Raw genomic sequence first — 15,094 nt, forward strand, 5'->3', positions numbered from 1 at the left:
GACTCTCCGGCGTTAGCCGACGGGACGCGGCCTACGAAGAAAGAACACCAGCGGGATCACGACGAGCATGGCGAACATCAGGATCTCGAACTGATCGATGACCGCGACCGTGGCCGCCTGGCGCGTGACCATGCCGTTGAGGGCGGCAAGGCCTGGCTTCCCGATCGGGCCCGTGACATTCGCCGCGACACGATAAGGCGTGAGATGCTTGGCGAGCGCGATATGCACGGCCTGAGTGTTGGCATAGAAGAACAGCTGGACCACCGCGATGCCGATGGTGCTGCCGTAAAGGCGCGACAGGTTGATCAGCGCACTGCCTTCAGGGCGAAGCTTCGGATCGAGCGTTCCGAACGCGGCCCTCACCAGCGCCGGCAACAACATGCCGAGACCTGCGCCCTGGAGGAAACCTGCTTCGACGACCGGCCGCCAATCCATCGCCGGCGAATAGCCGAGCATCAGCCAGTTGGCATAGACCACCAGCGCCATTCCACCCATGAGGAACGGCCGGCAGTCGACCTGTCCCGGAACCAGGCTCGTCAGCACGAGCGCTCCCACCAGCGCCACGCCGCGTGGAATGCTCATGTAGCCGGTGGTGTCGACAGGGTAGTTGAGCAACTCCTCCAGCATCGGGGACGTCAATGCCAATGTCGGCAGCAGGACGAAGCCGAGCGCAAAGGAGATCACCGTCGAGAGGACGAGATTGCGATCCCTGAACAGCGCCGTGCGGAGAAAATGTTCCTTCTTCGTCAGAACGTGCACGATGAAGAGATAGAATCCCAGGACCGAGGCGATCGCTTCAACCCAGATCTCCGTCGAGGCGAACCATTCGAGGCGCTCGCCGCGATCCAGCAGCATCTGCAGCCCGATCATGCCGGCGGAGAAGGTCGTCAGGCCGAAGACGTCGAAGGGCTGGCTCCGCTCTGCCCGCTTCTCGCCCAGCAACAGCGCCATCGTCAAGGCGATGAAGGCCGTCATGGGCAGGCTGACATAGAAGATCGACGGCCAGCCGTAATATTCGCTGAGCCAGCCACCAAGAGCGGGGCCGGTGCTGATGCCGAGCAGCGAGCAGACCGTCAATGCCAGGCCCATGCGCGCTTGTCGCGCCGCCGGCGTCGCCTCGAGCAGAACCGCCAATGAGAGCGGCGCAAGTGGTCCGCTCGCCGCGCCCTGGAGAATCCGCGCCAGCACGAACTGGATCGACGTCGTCGCCAGCGTGTCGAGGACAAGACCAAGCGTGAAGACGGCAAGGGCTGTCTGATAGACCGCCTTGCGGCCATAGCGTCCCGCGAGCCATTGCGTGATCGACATGGTCACGGCGCTTGCAGCGATATACGAGGAGAACACCCAGCCGACCTCGTCATTGGCCATCGAGAGCGTGGCCTGGATGTGCGGCAGCGCGGCGTTCGGTATCGAAATGTTGACGGCCTGCATGTAGGTCGCCATCAAGGCGGCCGCCGAGATTGCATGATGACCGCCGGTCGCGGTCGATGGGAGGGGCGTACTCATTTGACCTCCGTCGCAAGCGCAGGCTCGAGCAGATGCAGCCAGTTGCGACGATGGCCGGTGTCGACCCGCGCCGTCACGCTGATGCCGGAGAACAGCGGCCGGGTCGAATCGGGATCGTCGAGCTCGAGGCGCACCGGCAGCCGCTGCACGACCTTGACCCAATTCCCGGTCGCATTCTCCGGTGGCAGGATCGAGAAGTCCGACCCGGTGCCGGGACTCATGCTGACGATATGCGCCTTGAATTTTCGATCCGGATAGGCGTCGACGTCGATCGTCGCCTCCTGGCCCGGCCGCATGTGGGTCAGGCCCGTCTCACGAAAATTCGCCTCGATCCAGACGTCCCGGCTCGACATCAGTGAGAACGTGGGCGCGCCTGCGTTGACGAAACCGCCTATTTGCAGATCGTCGACCTTGGTCACGATACCGTCGTCGGGTGCCCTCACCGTGGCGTAGGAGAGATCGAGCCGCGCGCGATCGAGCTGCGCCCTGGCCGCGCGGACTATCGGATGACGGTCGACATCGATGTCGGGGTCGCCGTTGAGCGCGACGACCGTATTGGCGATCTGCTGTTCGATCGATGTCATCCGATGGCGCGCGACCTTGAGATCGGTCTCGGCCCGCTCGTAGACCGCGCGCGGCGTGAAGTCGGAGGCGACCAGCATCCTCTTGCGGTCGAACTCGCGCTCGTCGAAAGAGGCCGAGTCCATCGCCGATTGCAGCTCCGCCTGCTGCTGGCGGTAGGTCGCCTTGAGGGAGTCGATCTGGAGCCGCGCGCTGCCGAGCCGGGCCTCGGCCTGATCGACGGCGATCTGGTAGGGCTCCGGGTCAATTCGAAACAGGACCTGGCCCTGCCGGACACGCTCATTGTCGCGCACGGCGATCTCGACCGCCTGACCGGACACCCGCGCGTTGATGGTGACTTTCGCGGCGCGCACGAACGCATCGTCGGTCGAGACGTATTGTTCCTGCGCCAGATACATGAAGGCGCCGAACACGGCAGCCGCGGCGGGCACCACGAGCATCAGGGGCCGGCGCAGTCGCCTGGCAAGATCCGCTCCGAACAACGGCGCCGCCACCTCGCTCCCGCGGAAGCTGCGATCGCCAAGCCAGCCGGCGATTGGCGCAAAGTTCAAACCCATCGTCCTCGTCCTCATCTCATTTACTAACGTTCGTTACAAATATTGTACCCCGACGCGGCGATCAAGCCGCGCGGCCATTGATTTTTATAACGATCCATACAAATATACGTGTGGAACATGGCAACCAGGTTCGAACGACATGGCACGGAAAAAGAGCGAGACGGGACCGGCGCGCCGGGGACGGCCACCCGCCTACGACACTGAGACGGCCCTCAAGCGGGCGACAGAAACGTTCTGGAGGACGGGCTATTCCGGCACGTCCCTGGACAAGGTCGCGGCCGCGACCGGCATGAGCCCACCGAGCCTCTACGCGGTGTTCGGCAACAAGCACGCGCTCTATCTCGAGGCGTTGGCGCGCTATTGGGAGATCAGCCTCGCGGCAACGCGTGAGGCTCTCGCAGGGGACCATCCCTTGGACGAAGCGCTGATGCTGGCCTATGACGCGGCGCTGTCGATCTACTTTTCCGGCAAGGGATCAGCGCGCGGCTGCTTCGTGGTCGGTACCGCGGTGACCGAAGTCGCCGAGGATGCGGCGATCCGGAGCAGCGTTGCGACGGGACTGCGGGCGATCGATGCCGATTTCGAGGCCCGCTTCCGCCTGGCGCAAGACAAGGGCGAGCTGGATCGCGAGGCCGATCCGGCTCCACTTGCGATCCTTGCCGCCGCCACGATGCAGACGATCGCCATCCGCGCCCGCGCCGGCGCGCGCCGCGCCGATCTGAGGGAGATTGCCCGCAAGGCGGTGACTGTGATCTGCCGACGCCAACCAGAGGCGCATTGAGCCGCGAGGAATTCTCGTGATCGTACGATGAGGGGAGTTCGCACATTTGCACTCCTCGTCAAAAGGCCCTCGGCGGCCTTACGCGACAATCCGCTTAGCCTCCCACGGCGGCCGCACGCCGCGGCAGCTTCCAGTCGGGCCGGATGAAGTGGCAGGTGTAGCCATCGGGATAGCGCTCGAGATAATCCTGATGCTCGGGCTCGGCTTCCCAGAACTCCGCTGCGGGCGCAACCTCGGTCACCACCTTGCCGGGCCAGAGACCGGACGCCTCGACATCGGCGATGGTGTCTTCGGCAATCCGCTTCTGCTCGTCACTGGTATAGAAGATCGCCGAGCGGTAGCTCGTGCCCAGATCATTGCCCTGGCGATTGAGCGTGGTCGGATCGTGGATCTGGAAGAAGAACTCCAGCATGGTCCGGAAGCTCGTCTTGGCGGGATTGAAGATGATCTCGATCGCCTCGGCGTGGCCCTCGTGATTGCGATAGGTGGCGTTCTTCACATGCCCGCCAGTGTAACCGACACGGGTGGAGATCACCCCCGGTTGCCTGCGGATCAGATCCTGCATGCCCCAGAAGCAGCCTCCGGCCAAAACTGCGCGCTCTGTCGTCATCTGATGCTCCATTGGTTTCGTCGAGATAGTCAGCGCTTGTCCGCTGCCGGATGCAAGCGCGGGTCATCGTGGTCGTCGTGATATTCGAGGCCCAGCGGCCCGATGGCGGAGACCTGTGTGACGTATTCGCCGGACTTCGCCCAGTGAAAATGCCAGGTCTCGCCGGGCAGCACGATGACGCTGCCCGGCGGATAGGCTTTCACCTGGTCGTCATCAAAACGCTCGCCGAGGCCGATGTAGAACACACCCGACATGACCGTGTAGATGCGATCTTCCGGATGCTTGTGCGGCATCAGTTTTGTGCCCCCGGGCACCTTCACCCGGACCACGTAAGGTCCGGGTTCGCTGGGATGGCCGACCATCACGGCCAGCCGCGCGCCCGGCGGGAACGCAGGGAACGGTTGCCAAGCGATGTCCTCGGGCAAGATCGCCCGGAACCTGTCTTCATCCGGCTGATGCTGGCGACGCAAATCTTGACGAGGCGGATCTTGGCGAGACAGATCTTGGCGAGGCATGGCACCGCTCCCTGTGTTGGATCAGGTCAATTTGGCGTCGAGCGTGATCGCGGCGTTGAGCACCTTCGACACCGGACAGTTCTTCTCGGCCTCGCCGGCGATCTTGGCGAAACCTGCGTCGTCAAGGTTCGGCACCTTGGCGCGAAGCGTCAGTGCCGACTTGCTGATCTTGAAGCCTTTGCCTTCCGGCTCGAGCGTGATGGCGGCTTCCGTCGACAGCTCGTCCGGCGTGAAGCCGGCGAGCTGAAGGCCGAAGGCCAGTGCCATGGTAAAGCAACCGGCATGGGCCGCGGCGATCAACTCCTCGGGATTGGTGCCCTTCTCGTTCTCGAAGCGGGTCTTGAACGAATAGGGTGTGCCGGCGAGCACGCCGGATTCGCTCGAAAGATGGCCGGTGCCGTCGCGACCGGTGCCCTTCCAGACTGCTGTTGCCTTGCGGATCATCTCAATTCTCCTTGCTGGTTTTCAGGTTGGTTTTTAGCACCGGCGCTCGGTAGCGGAGGAAAGCGACATTGGCACGACCGCCTGTCACCCCTCCAACCGGCCGAACGCCACGGCGGTTCCGTTAGCCGCTGATTTGACCCACATGGAAGCCAAGCCGGTTCTCGACGTCGCCAGCGCGGTGGAAACCGCGCGCCATCAGCGCCTCGATGCGGGTCTGGCTGGCGGGACGGCCGAGCGCGGCCAGGAACGCGTCCCACTCCGGCTTGATCTCGTCATCCGGCGGCAGGCTCGCAACATCGACAAGACGCTTGGTCTCGGCGATGGCCTCCTTGTCGAACGACGCGATGCGCATGGCGAGCGCCTCGACGAAGCCGTCGAGCTCCGCATCCGGCAGCGAACGATTCACGTAGCCGTAACGCTCGGCGAGATCGCCGTGGATGTCGTCGGCACCGAGCAACACTTCGAGCGCACGGCCTCGGCCCATCAGCCGCGGCAACCGGGCCATCGGTCCGCCGCCGGGCACGAGTCCCGCGCCGACCTCCCATTGCGACAGGATCGCCTTCTCGCGGCTGGCAAAGCGCATGTCGCTCGCCAGCGCGAGCTCGCTGCCGACCCCGGTCGCACGGCCCCGGATCGAGGCAATGGAGACGACCGGCGCGCGGCTGAGGCGCACCAGCATGTCGGGCAGCGCCTGCAGGCCGGTCGGCCCGGGTGGAACGCGAAGCGAGTCCTCAAGCGGCGCCAGGAAGTCGTAATGCGTGATGAAGAAGCCTTCAACGGCGCTGTCGAATACGACCACTTTCACGTCCGGATCGGTCTCAATCGCGGTGATGATCTCGTTGAGCAGCGGAAGGTGCTTTGGACCGAAGATGTTCACCGGCGGCATGTCGAAGGTGACGCGCCAGTATGTCGGCAGGCGCYGCTCCAGGCGAATGTCTTCGGTGGTGAATATCTGTACGGGGCGGTTCATTGTTGGCACTCCTGATATTTGTGTTCGGAAAAGGGACGAACGGCAGCGCGCGTCCCCTGCTCGGTTCAGATCGACTGGCGCAGCGGGCGGAACGCGGTGCGCATTTCCGCAGAGAACAGCGCGGGCTGCTCCCAGGCTGCGAAGTGGCCGCCCTTGTCGAGCCGGTTGTAGTRCATCAGCTTCGGATAGGCCTTCTCGGCCCAGCTGCGCGGCGCGGCATAGATCTCGTCAGGGAACACGCTGAYGGCGACCGGGATCTTGATGTGCTTGGGCGCGAAGAACACCAGCTTGTTCTCCCAGTAGAGCCGCGCCGACGACACCGCGGTGTTAGTGAGCCAATAGAGCGTGATGTTGTCGATCACGTCGTCCCGCGACAGGCCTTCGGTCTTGCCGTCGAACACCCGCGCGATCATCGCAGCACTACGTGCGTCGTGATCGAGCATCCAGGACGCAAGGCCGGTCGGCGAGTCGACGAGGCCATAGAGCGTCTGCGGCCGGTTCGACATCTCGATCGCGTAACCGAGGCCATACTTGTAGAAATCGTCGAGCTGGTCGTAGGCAATGCGCTCGTCGGCCGAGAGGTTTGACGGCCGCGTCCCGCCGGGCTGAAGCGCCTTGGCGATGTCGTCGGGAACGGTGGCGGGCATGTTGGTGTGAATGCCGAGCAGCTCCGGCGGCGCGATCACCGCCATCTGCTCCGTGACGGCATTGCCCCAATCGCCGCCCTGCGCCACGTAGCGGTTGTAGCCGAGGCGCTTCATCAGCACGATCCAGGCACGCGCGATGCGCTGGGGATCCCAGCCGAGCTCCGTCGGCTTGCCGGAGAAGCCGTGGCCCGGAAGCGAGGGGATCACCAGGTCGAATGCATCCGCGGCCTTCGCGCCATGCGCGGTGGGGTCGGTGAGCGGGCCGACGATCTTCATCTGCTCGATGATCGAGCCCGGCCAGCCATGCGTGACGACCATCGGCAGTGCGTTCTCGTGGCGGGAGCGGATGTGAATGAAGTGGATGTCGACGCCGTCGATCTCGGTGACGAATTGCGGCAAGGCGTTCAGCCGCGCTTCCATCTTGCGCCAGTCGTAGTCGTTCTGCCAGTACCGCACGAGCTGCTGGAGCGTCGTGAGCTGCACGCCCTGCGATTGGTCGGCGACGATCTCGCGATCGGGCCAGCGTGTCGCTGCGAGGCGGCGGCGGAGGTCAAGCAGATCTTCCTCGGGCACGCTGACGCGGAACGGCCGGATGGCGCCGCTTGCAGCGGCCTTTGCCGGACGCAGCGGCAGCAGGCTCGCCACGCTGGCGGCGACCGCGGTCATTGCGGCCTGGCTCAGCAATTGACGGCGGTCGGGATTGAGAATGTCGGCTCGTGCTTGCGTTGTCATGGCAGATCTCCCTTGCTTTGGCCGGTGACGCCAACCGAATTCGAAATCGACGCGTCGTTTCGTCGTGAAGAGAGATTGGCGCAGGTCCTGGCAATTAGCTCGTTATCGGTTGTTAGGCCGCGTTAGCCGTTGCGAGTCCGCGGGATGCAGGAGAGCGAGCGACGATGACGATGCGCGCGATGCAGAAGCAACTCGGCGCGCGACGAGTTCAATCGGCGCGCGCCCTGTCTGTGAATTCAGGCGATGAGTTCATTACAACTCAGGAGGGCAGCGGTTGACCGGCCTGCTCGCGGACGATGTAGTCGGCGTACCAATCCGCCCAGTTCTCGTCGTGTCCGCCGATGCGCTTCTCGTGCTCACCATGCGCGACAGCGGCACGTCGCAGGGTTGCGGCCAGATCGGCCGCTGAGGCAAACGTCGTGCCATCACCCGCGATGCGTCCAGGCAGTCGCGTCGTGACCTCCTGGAACAGCCAGCCATTACCGTCGGGATCGCTGAACGAGGCAAACGAGCTGTAGCTGCCGCGCTTCGGGTCAGCACCGCTGACCCGGACGCTGCCGAACAGATACGGCTCGTCCGGACCGGTGTGAACGTCGCCCGCACCATGGAATGGTGCGCTCACCGCGATGCCGCGGTCGAGCAGTTCCTGTCGCGCCGCGGCCAGATCGGAAACGATCAGGTACAGCCCGCGCGCCGAACCGGGCGCTGCCGGTGTGACGTTGTTGCCGAAGATCACAGAACAGGCCGAACCCGGCGGCGTGAACTGGATCACGCGCCATTCGTCACCTGAGGCAAAATCGGCGTCCAATCGCCAGCCGAGGCGCGCGTAGAACGCCTTGGCGCGGTCGACATCCGACACGGGGATGACGACGATCTCGAGCTTCAGGTCAACGCCATGCGATGTCGAAGACGTGTTCGGGGACCCGGCCTCGGCGTCGCGGTCGATTTCGGTGGTGGCCATGTCGAACTCCCTGAGTTGAAATTGAAGCGAGCTTCAAGCGGCAGTGGGCATCACGATCGTCACGCGTGTGCCGCCCTGGCTCGCTTCGCCCTGCAACCGCGCGTCGATACTGCGTGCGAGCCCTTCAAGGATGCGGCTGCCGGTGCCCTGAAGCGGACCGGTCGCACCGATGCCGTTGTCAGCCACCGTGCAGAACCAGGCGCCGTCGCGGTTGGCCATTTCGATGCGGATCAGCGCATCGTTCTTGTTCGGGAAGGCATGTTTGGCGGCATTCGTGACCAGCTCCGTCAGCATCAACGCCAGCCGATGACACTGCGATGCCGGCAGCGCCCCGCTCTCGATCGCGGCCTCGCAGCGGATGCCGGCCGGTTCCAGCACTGCCTCGGAGAGCGCCTCGCACAGGTTTTCGAAGAAGGCCTCGACGGAGACGGCGGTCAGACTGTCGCTGTCGGACAAAAGCTGATAGAGCCTGCCGAACGCGACGATGCGCTGCTCGAACCGGTCCACCGCGCCCGACATATCCCTGGTACCCGGCCGCGAGAAGTCGCGGCGGACTGACGCACCCAGCAGCGTCAGCGTGTTCTTCATCCGATGGTGGGATTCCCGCAGCACCAGTTCCCAGTCACGCGACTGATCATCAAGGCTGGCAATGTGCTGAGAACGAACGAAATGGTCGCTCGTCTCCAAGCCGATAGCGGACATGATAGCCTCCCCGTTGGATCTAGGACCTAATTCGAAGCGTATACTGGATGCACCGCGCGCGTTTTGCTCGTTAGACGTTGCAAGATTTTGTTATGATCGGCGGCACAAGTTGGCGGCCAGACCGTCCTCTCGACGGTCAAGCACGCTGACGGGTCGTCCCGATCGCTTCCCAAGCCGCTCGCGTTTAAGCGAAATTTGTCACGCATCATCCCGGTGCGGCCGAATGACTTGCCGCGCGATTTCGCCACTTTCGACCAGTTTACTCATAACCTCGTTCTGCTAGATCAGGATGCGGACAACAGCCCCTTCACTGGATTCATTGGCGCGTGGTGGACACTAACGACCAGGATGCGGCGATTTCCTTCGGGCCATTCCGGCTGTACGCAAGGTCGCGCCTGCTCGAGAAGGACGGCGCTCCGCTTCACCTCGGCGGCCGCGCACTCGACATCCTCATTTTTCTCGTCGAGCGCGCCGGCGAGGTCATCGACAAGCGTGAGTTGATCARGCGCGTCTGGGCCGACGTGACGGTCGATGAAGGCAGCCTGCGCTTCCACATCACGACGCTACGCAAGGCCTTGGGGGATGCCGGTGAAGGCTCCCGCTATGTCGTCAATGTGCCCGGCCGTGGCTATTGCTTCGCGGGCCCGCTGGTCCGGTCCGAATCGCCGGAGACGCGGACAAGCCCGGCCGTCCCGTCGCCTCACATACTCCCGCCGCCGCTTGCCAGGATGATCGGACGAGACGACGCGGTCGAGCGGATTTCCACCGAGCTTGCGCAGCATCGCTTCGTGACAATTGTCGGCCCCGGCGGGATTGGCAAGACTTCCGTCGCGCTCGCCGTCGCGCATCGCGAACTCCAGGCCTTCGACGGTCAGGTCAACTTCGTTGATTTCGGCGCGCTGACGGATGCCAGGCTCGTTCCAAGCACCATCGCCGCCACGCTCGGCCTGACCGTCAATTCCGAGGACCCGATGCCGGGCCTGCTGACGGTGCTGCGCAACCGTCGGATGCTGCTGATCTTCGACAGCTGTGAGCACATCATCGACGAGCTCGCGCCCTTGGCCGAGCACATCGTCCAGGAGGCGCCCGAGCTGCACATTCTCGCCACCAGCCGCGAATCCTTTCGCACCGAAGGCGAACGCGTCCACCGGTTGTTTCCGCTGGACTGCCCGCCCCAGCGCGACGGGCTCGGCATCGCCGAGATCCTTGCCTATCCCGCAAGCCAGCTCTTCGTGGAACGCATTGCCGAGAGCCTGGGCGAATTCCAACTGAGCGAGGAGGATGCACCGCTTGTCGCCGAGATCTGCCGGCGACTGGACGGCATCGCGCTCGCGATCGAGCTCGCCGCCGGACGCGTGAACGCCTATGGCATTGCCGGAACCGCCTCGCTGCTCGACAGCCGCTTCGCGCTGCTGTGGCGGGGACGCCGTACCGCGATCCCGCGGCACCAGACCCTGAGCGCGGCGCTCGCCTGGAGCTATGATCTGTTGCCGGCGGCCGAAAGCGCGACGCTGCGCGGTTTGTCGGTGTTCGTCGGGCCATTCACGATGGAGGCCGCGCTCGCCGTTGCGTCCAGCCAGGGCATCAGCGAGCCCGAGGCGGTCGAGGCGATCTCGAACCTGCTCTCCAAATCGCTGATCGCAACCTCACCTGCGGAGCGGCGGCTGCGCTATCGTCTGCTCGACACCACCCGCGCCTTCGCCGGCGCGAAGCTCGTCGAGAACGGCGAAGCGCCCCGTGTCGCGCGCGCTCACGCCGAATATTTCCGCGACTTCCTGCGCGACATCGCGCTCAAATCCACGGGCATGCAGACCGCGGGCGGCTTCCTTCCCTATGCCGACCATTTGCCCAATGTCAGGGCCGCGCTGGCCTGGAGCTTTTCGGATAACGCCGACCGGACGATCGGCGTGGATCTGGCGGCTTCGGCGGCCCAGTTTTTCCTCGAACTGACATTGCTGACGGAGTGCTATCGCTGGACGAAGCAGGCGCTTGTCTCTCTCGATACGAATTCGATCGACCGCCGCCAGGAGATGACGTTGCAGGCCGCGCTCGGCGTCTCCGTGATGTTCACGCAGGGCAATACCGAAGCGGTCCGGTCGACGTTCACACGAAGTCTTCAGCTTGCGCGGGATCTCGAGGATCTGCACTGGCAGCTCTGGCTGCTGCGCGGATTGCACATCTACCTGACCAGGGTCGGGGATTTTCACGGCGCGCTCGGCACCGGCGAGCAGGGCGAGAGCGTTGCGCGCAAGCTGAATGATCCGGCCGCCGCGCTGAACGTGGAATGGATGCTGGGCGTCGCGCACCATCTGATCGGCAATCAGGACAAGGCCGTGCAGTTCTGCGAGAGCGCGATGGTGCACAATCCCGGCTCGCAGCGGCTGAACATCGGGCACCTCGGTTATGACGACCGCATCGTCGCGCTGGTCGCGCTGGCGCGCGGGCTCTGGCTCACCGGCCGGCCCGATCGCGCGATCGAGGCGGCGAGATACACCGTTCGCGAGGCGGAACTGCTCGAACAACCCCTCACCCTCGGCATCTCCCTGATCTGGACGATCTACGTGTTCCTCTGGGTCGGCGACTGGGCCAATGCCGAAATCCTGATCGAGCGGCTGATCGACCATTCGGCGCGGCACTTCCTTGGTCCCTATCACGCCGTCGGCATCGGCCAGAAGGGCGAGCTCATGCTTCGCCGCGGCGACATCGCCGGCGGGATCGAGCATCTTCGCCGCAGCCAGGCCACGCTGTACGCGACGCGGCACCGGATCATGACGACGGTGTTTGCGACGGCGCTGGCGGAGGGCCTCGTCGCGGAGAACCAGCCGGACGAGGCCTTGCGCACGATCAATGAGGCCATTGCGCAGATTCCAGATCATGGCGAATCCTTCGACATGCCGGAGATGCTCCGGGTCAAGGGCGACATCCTCGTCCGGTCGGGAAACACCGCCGAGGCCGAGAGTTGCCTCCGGAAATCGCTCGATCTGTCGCGCCAGCAGTGCGCGCTCGGCTGGGAGCTGCGGGGGGCGATCAGCCTCGGCCGGGTCTGGCGCCAGGCCGGACAGGCGGGCGAAGCACGCGCTCTGCTCGCCCCGCTCGTCGCGCGATACCAGGAAGGCCTCCAGACCCGCGATCTCGTGGCCGCCAGGGAGCTCCTGAGCGCGCTGAATTGACAGTATCTTCAACGGGATACCGTCCAAGCACCTGCTCGCAAGTCCTAACAACTTCTAACACGCCAAGCCGCATCCGCCCCGCCATGGTGGTGGCACTTCACGGTGGATATGGCGGGATATGGCGCTTCTTGACGATGTAATTGATGCCAGCGGCGGTATGGCCCGCTGGAATAGCTTGACCCGATTCACGCTCCACCTTTCCGTCGGCGGCTCGTTGTTCTCCAGCGCCGGACATGCCAGCGAATTCAAGGACGTGACGGCGGAGGGCTCGATCCGCGCCCAGTCGGTCCGCTTCACCGGCATCACCGGGGGTGAACACTCCGGCTGCTTTCAGCCCGACGCGATCACGATCGAGAGCCTCGAGGGTGAGGTCCTGCGCACCTGGGATAACCCGAGCCCTGCATTTCCCGAGACCGGCTCTCCTGCGCTCGCGGACGAACTGCACCTCGTCTTCTTCTGCGGCGTTGCGATCTGGAATTATCTGACCAACCCATTTCTGCTCGCCCATCCCGACGTCGTCACGGAGGAGCTTCCGCCGTGGCGCGAAAACGCTGACACGTGGCGGCGGCTGCGCGCGCAGTTCCCGCCGAACCTGATCACGCTCGCGCCCGAGCAGATCTTCTACTTCGACGAGAACGCCCTGCAACGGCGGACGGATCACGATCTGTTCGGAAACAAGGTCGCACATTATTCCTGGGCCCATGACAGCTTCGGCGGCATCGTCGTGCCGACATTGCGGCGTGTGCAGACGCTGCGGCCTGATGGAAGCGTGATCGCCAGGCCCGTGCTGATGGACGTCGAGATCTTCGACGCCGTGTTCGAATAGCGGTGGCGACGCGCGAGAGCGGGAACCGTTCACTGCTCTCAACGCCTAACAATACATAACGAGCTAACACGCGGCCTTGGGTGCAACATTGGGCTCACGAGCAACGAACAGTGTTGTGCTCGAACGAGACCGAGGCCGGCGCACCTCCACCACGAGGGAATGCGTCATTGCAGCGAACGCACTCAAGGAGATCGTCATGAAGATTCTTATGGTTATCACCTCCCACGACCAGCTCGGCAACACCGGACGCAAGACCGGGTTCTGGCTCGAGGAGCTCGCCGCCCCCTACTACGTTTTCAAGGATTCCGGCGCGGAGATCACGCTGGCTTCGCCCAAGGGCGGTCGGCCGCCACTCGATCCCAAGAGCAACGAGCCCGAGTTCCGCACTGACCTGACGCTGCGCTTCGAGGCGGACGCTGCCGCTGAAGCCCAGCTCGACAAGACGGTGCGCCTCGACAGCGTCAAGCAGGAAGACTTCGACACGCTGTTCTATCCCGGCGGTCACGGCCCGATGTGGGACCTCGCCGAAGACAAGGACTCGGTCAAGCTGATCGAATCCTTCCTCGCCGCCGGCAAGACCATCGCGGTGGTGTGTCACTCGACCGGTGCGCTGCGCCACGTCAAGACCCCCGATGGCAAGCCTTTGGTCGAGGGCAAGGAAGTGACCGGCTTCACCAACGGCGAGGAAGAGGACGTGGGCCTGACCAATGTCGTGCCGTTCCTCGTGGAGGACGAGATGTTGAAGCTCGGCGCGGTCTTCTCGAAAACGGCGAACTGGGGCGTACACGTCGTCAGCGCGGGCCGGCTCATCACGGGACAGAATCCGCACTCCTCCGGCCCGGCTGCGCAGACGCTGCTCGCCGCCCTCGCCAAGAAGGCGAAGTCGGCCGCGTAAGTCAGGCTCGCATCGGAGCGGTGCTCATCAATGAGCACCGCCCCGGCACTGACCGGACACATCGAGGATGATGACGAAAGCTTTACGCCGGAGCTTACGAATGTGATCCGGCGAGCGGAAGCTGCTGCGCACAACAGCGATCAAGGTGGGAGCGTGCCGCTCAATCCCGTCAGAGCGGTTGCCGGCGCATGACGCGCCGSCACGTCTCGACGCGCCCACATCGGAGCGATGACATGAACATTCCAGCCACCCTCGCCCTCGCAGCCGCCCTCGCCTGCACCACCGTGCAGGCCTCGGCACAGGATCTGCGGTCGAGCCGACGCTCGATCAGCTATCACACGATCGATATCGGGGGTCTCAATATCTTCTACCGCGAGGCCGGGTCCGCCGACGCGCCGACCGTGCTGCTGCTCCATGGCTTCCCATCCTCGTCGCGGATGTGGGAATCCCTGCTGCCGCTGCTCGCCGACAAATATCACCTGATCGCGCCTGATTATCCCGGCTTCGGAAACAGCAGCGCGCCGCCGCCGTCCGATTTCACCTACACTTTTGACAACATCGCCGGCGTGATGGGCGAGCTGACGAACAAGCTCGGCCTGACCAACTACGTGCTGTTCATGCAGGACTATGGCGGTCCGGTCGGTTTCCGCATGGCGCTGGCGCATCCCGAGCGCGTCCGCGCCATCATGATCCAGAATGCCGTTTCGCACGAACAGGGACTGAGCCCGCTCTGGGAAGCGCGTCGCAGATACTGGGCTGATCCGGCGCATGAGCTCGAGGCGCTCAAGGCCAACTTCACATCCTTGGCCGCGACGCGCCAGCGGCACCTCGGGTCCAGCCCGCACCCCGAACGCTACGACCCTGACACCTGGACCGACGAATACGCGTTCCTGACGCGTCCCGGCGAGGCCGAGATCCAGACTACGCTGTTCCTCGATTATCGGACCAACGTCGCCTCCTATCCGAAATGGCAGGAGTGGCTGCGCAAGGCGCGGCCGCCGACGCTGGTGGTCTGGGGCAAGTACGATCCGTCCTTCGCCGTCGCCGGCGCTTCGGCCTATCGCGACGATGTGCCGGAGGCGGAGGTCCACATCCTCGAAGCCGGCCATTTCGCGCTCGACGAGGCGACCGACGAGATCGCCACGCTGGTTCGCGACTTCCTTGCGCGTCTGGATGGGCACAAGGGCTGACGGCGA

The 15,094-nt window shown here is 64.3% G+C and carries 15 protein-coding genes; 6 read left to right on the forward strand and 9 right to left on the reverse strand.

Features of this window, described 5'->3' with window-relative positions:
* Positions 1-12 precede the first annotated feature (12 nt).
* Both AB4Z51_RS29425 and AB4Z51_RS29430 read right to left on the reverse strand, forming a co-directional pair.
* A complete protein-coding gene (locus AB4Z51_RS29425; RefSeq protein ID WP_441498566.1) occupies positions 13-1,506 on the reverse strand; it encodes an MDR family MFS transporter in 1,494 nt (497 codons plus the stop codon).
* Positions 1,503-2,645: an HlyD family secretion protein gene (locus AB4Z51_RS29430; RefSeq protein WP_441498567.1), complete on the reverse strand. Its 1,143-nt coding sequence runs from the start codon at positions 2,643-2,645 to the stop codon at positions 1,503-1,505. Before AB4Z51_RS29430 ends, AB4Z51_RS29425 begins: the two co-directional genes overlap by 4 nt.
* Positions 2,646-2,784: 139 nt before the next feature.
* On the opposite strand from AB4Z51_RS29430, the gene AB4Z51_RS29435 reads away from it, so the two are divergent.
* On the forward strand, positions 2,785-3,426 hold the full coding sequence (locus AB4Z51_RS29435) for a TetR/AcrR family transcriptional regulator (RefSeq protein WP_441498568.1): 642 nt from the start codon (positions 2,785-2,787) through the stop codon (positions 3,424-3,426).
* Between the two features lie 94 nt (positions 3,427-3,520).
* On the opposite strand, the gene msrA is transcribed toward AB4Z51_RS29435, so the two are convergent.
* The 7 genes from msrA to AB4Z51_RS29470 all read right to left on the reverse strand — a co-directional run bounded on the left by msrA (position 3,521) and on the right by AB4Z51_RS29470 (position 9,007).
* A complete protein-coding gene (gene msrA, locus AB4Z51_RS29440; RefSeq protein ID WP_441498569.1) occupies positions 3,521-4,036 on the reverse strand; it encodes a peptide-methionine (S)-S-oxide reductase MsrA in 516 nt (171 codons plus the stop codon).
* Between the two features lie 29 nt (positions 4,037-4,065).
* Positions 4,066-4,461: a cupin domain-containing protein gene (locus tag AB4Z51_RS29445; RefSeq protein ID WP_441498570.1), complete on the reverse strand. Its 396-nt coding sequence runs from the start codon at positions 4,459-4,461 to the stop codon at positions 4,066-4,068.
* Positions 4,462-4,572: 111 nt separating this feature from the next.
* Positions 4,573-4,995 (reverse strand): OsmC family protein, encoded by a 423-nt coding sequence (locus tag AB4Z51_RS29450; protein ID WP_014493564.1) that lies wholly within the window; start codon positions 4,993-4,995, stop codon positions 4,573-4,575.
* A gap of 121 nt (positions 4,996-5,116) precedes the next feature.
* Positions 5,117-5,965: an enoyl-CoA hydratase/isomerase family protein gene (locus AB4Z51_RS29455; RefSeq protein WP_441498571.1), complete on the reverse strand. Its 849-nt coding sequence runs from the start codon at positions 5,963-5,965 to the stop codon at positions 5,117-5,119.
* Positions 5,966-6,030: 65 nt separating this feature from the next.
* On the reverse strand, positions 6,031-7,344 hold the full coding sequence (locus AB4Z51_RS29460) for an epoxide hydrolase family protein (protein ID WP_441498572.1): 1,314 nt from the start codon (positions 7,342-7,344) through the stop codon (positions 6,031-6,033).
* A gap of 259 nt (positions 7,345-7,603) precedes the next feature.
* Complete coding sequence (locus AB4Z51_RS29465; RefSeq protein WP_441498573.1) at positions 7,604-8,305, reverse strand: VOC family protein; 702 nt, start codon at positions 8,303-8,305, stop codon at positions 7,604-7,606.
* 33 nt (positions 8,306-8,338) lie between these two features.
* Complete coding sequence (locus AB4Z51_RS29470) at positions 8,339-9,007, reverse strand: sensor histidine kinase (protein WP_441498574.1); 669 nt, start codon at positions 9,005-9,007, stop codon at positions 8,339-8,341.
* A 326-nt stretch (positions 9,008-9,333) separates the two neighbouring features.
* Here AB4Z51_RS29470 and AB4Z51_RS29475 point away from each other — a divergent pair, with 326 nt between their 5' ends.
* The 5 genes from AB4Z51_RS29475 (at position 9,334) to AB4Z51_RS29495 (ending at position 15,088) form a co-directional block, all read left to right on the forward strand.
* Entirely contained in the window at positions 9,334-12,177 is a 2,844-nt protein-coding gene (locus tag AB4Z51_RS29475; RefSeq protein WP_441498575.1) for an ATP-binding protein, read from the forward strand.
* A 118-nt stretch (positions 12,178-12,295) separates the two neighbouring features.
* Positions 12,296-13,003 (forward strand): hypothetical protein, encoded by a 708-nt coding sequence (locus tag AB4Z51_RS29480; RefSeq protein WP_441498576.1) that lies wholly within the window; start codon positions 12,296-12,298, stop codon positions 13,001-13,003.
* Between the two features lie 196 nt (positions 13,004-13,199).
* A complete protein-coding gene (locus AB4Z51_RS29485; RefSeq protein WP_441498577.1) occupies positions 13,200-13,898 on the forward strand; it encodes a type 1 glutamine amidotransferase domain-containing protein in 699 nt (232 codons plus the stop codon).
* Positions 13,899-13,928: 30 nt separating this feature from the next.
* On the forward strand, positions 13,929-14,090 hold the full coding sequence (locus AB4Z51_RS29490) for a hypothetical protein (protein WP_441498578.1): 162 nt from the start codon (positions 13,929-13,931) through the stop codon (positions 14,088-14,090).
* A gap of 41 nt (positions 14,091-14,131) precedes the next feature.
* Complete coding sequence (locus AB4Z51_RS29495; protein WP_441498579.1) at positions 14,132-15,088, forward strand: alpha/beta fold hydrolase; 957 nt, start codon at positions 14,132-14,134, stop codon at positions 15,086-15,088.
* Positions 15,089-15,094: the final 6 nt, after the last annotated feature.

Origin of the sequence: Bradyrhizobium sp. 2TAF36 (genome assembly GCF_052114925.1) — a bacterium.
In the GTDB taxonomy this organism is placed as follows: Bacteria; Pseudomonadota; Alphaproteobacteria; order Rhizobiales; family Xanthobacteraceae; genus Bradyrhizobium; species Bradyrhizobium barranii.

Bases quoted from the DNA above. Each gene is read 5' to 3' on its own strand.
- AB4Z51_RS29425 (WP_441498566.1), bottom strand. From the start codon at position 1,506: ATGAGTACGCCCCTCCCATCGACCGCGACCGGCGGTCATCATGCAATC.
- AB4Z51_RS29430 (WP_441498567.1), bottom strand. From the start codon at position 2,645: ATGGGTTTGAACTTTGCGCCAATCGCCGGCTGGCTTGGCGATCGCAGC.
- AB4Z51_RS29435 (WP_441498568.1), top strand. From the start codon at position 2,785: ATGGCACGGAAAAAGAGCGAGACGGGACCGGCGCGCCGGGGACGGCCA.
- msrA (WP_441498569.1), bottom strand. From the start codon at position 4,036: ATGACGACAGAGCGCGCAGTTTTGGCCGGAGGCTGCTTCTGGGGCATG.
- AB4Z51_RS29450 (WP_014493564.1), bottom strand. From the start codon at position 4,995: ATGATCCGCAAGGCAACAGCAGTCTGGAAGGGCACCGGTCGCGACGGC.
- AB4Z51_RS29465 (WP_441498573.1), bottom strand. From the start codon at position 8,305: ATGGCCACCACCGAAATCGACCGCGACGCCGAGGCCGGGTCCCCGAAC.
- AB4Z51_RS29470 (WP_441498574.1), bottom strand. From the start codon at position 9,007: ATGTCCGCTATCGGCTTGGAGACGAGCGACCATTTCGTTCGTTCTCAG.
- AB4Z51_RS29480 (WP_441498576.1), top strand. From the start codon at position 12,296: ATGGCGCTTCTTGACGATGTAATTGATGCCAGCGGCGGTATGGCCCGC.
- AB4Z51_RS29485 (WP_441498577.1), top strand. From the start codon at position 13,200: ATGAAGATTCTTATGGTTATCACCTCCCACGACCAGCTCGGCAACACC.
- AB4Z51_RS29490 (WP_441498578.1), top strand. From the start codon at position 13,929: ATGAGCACCGCCCCGGCACTGACCGGACACATCGAGGATGATGACGAA.
- AB4Z51_RS29495 (WP_441498579.1), top strand. From the start codon at position 14,132: ATGAACATTCCAGCCACCCTCGCCCTCGCAGCCGCCCTCGCCTGCACC.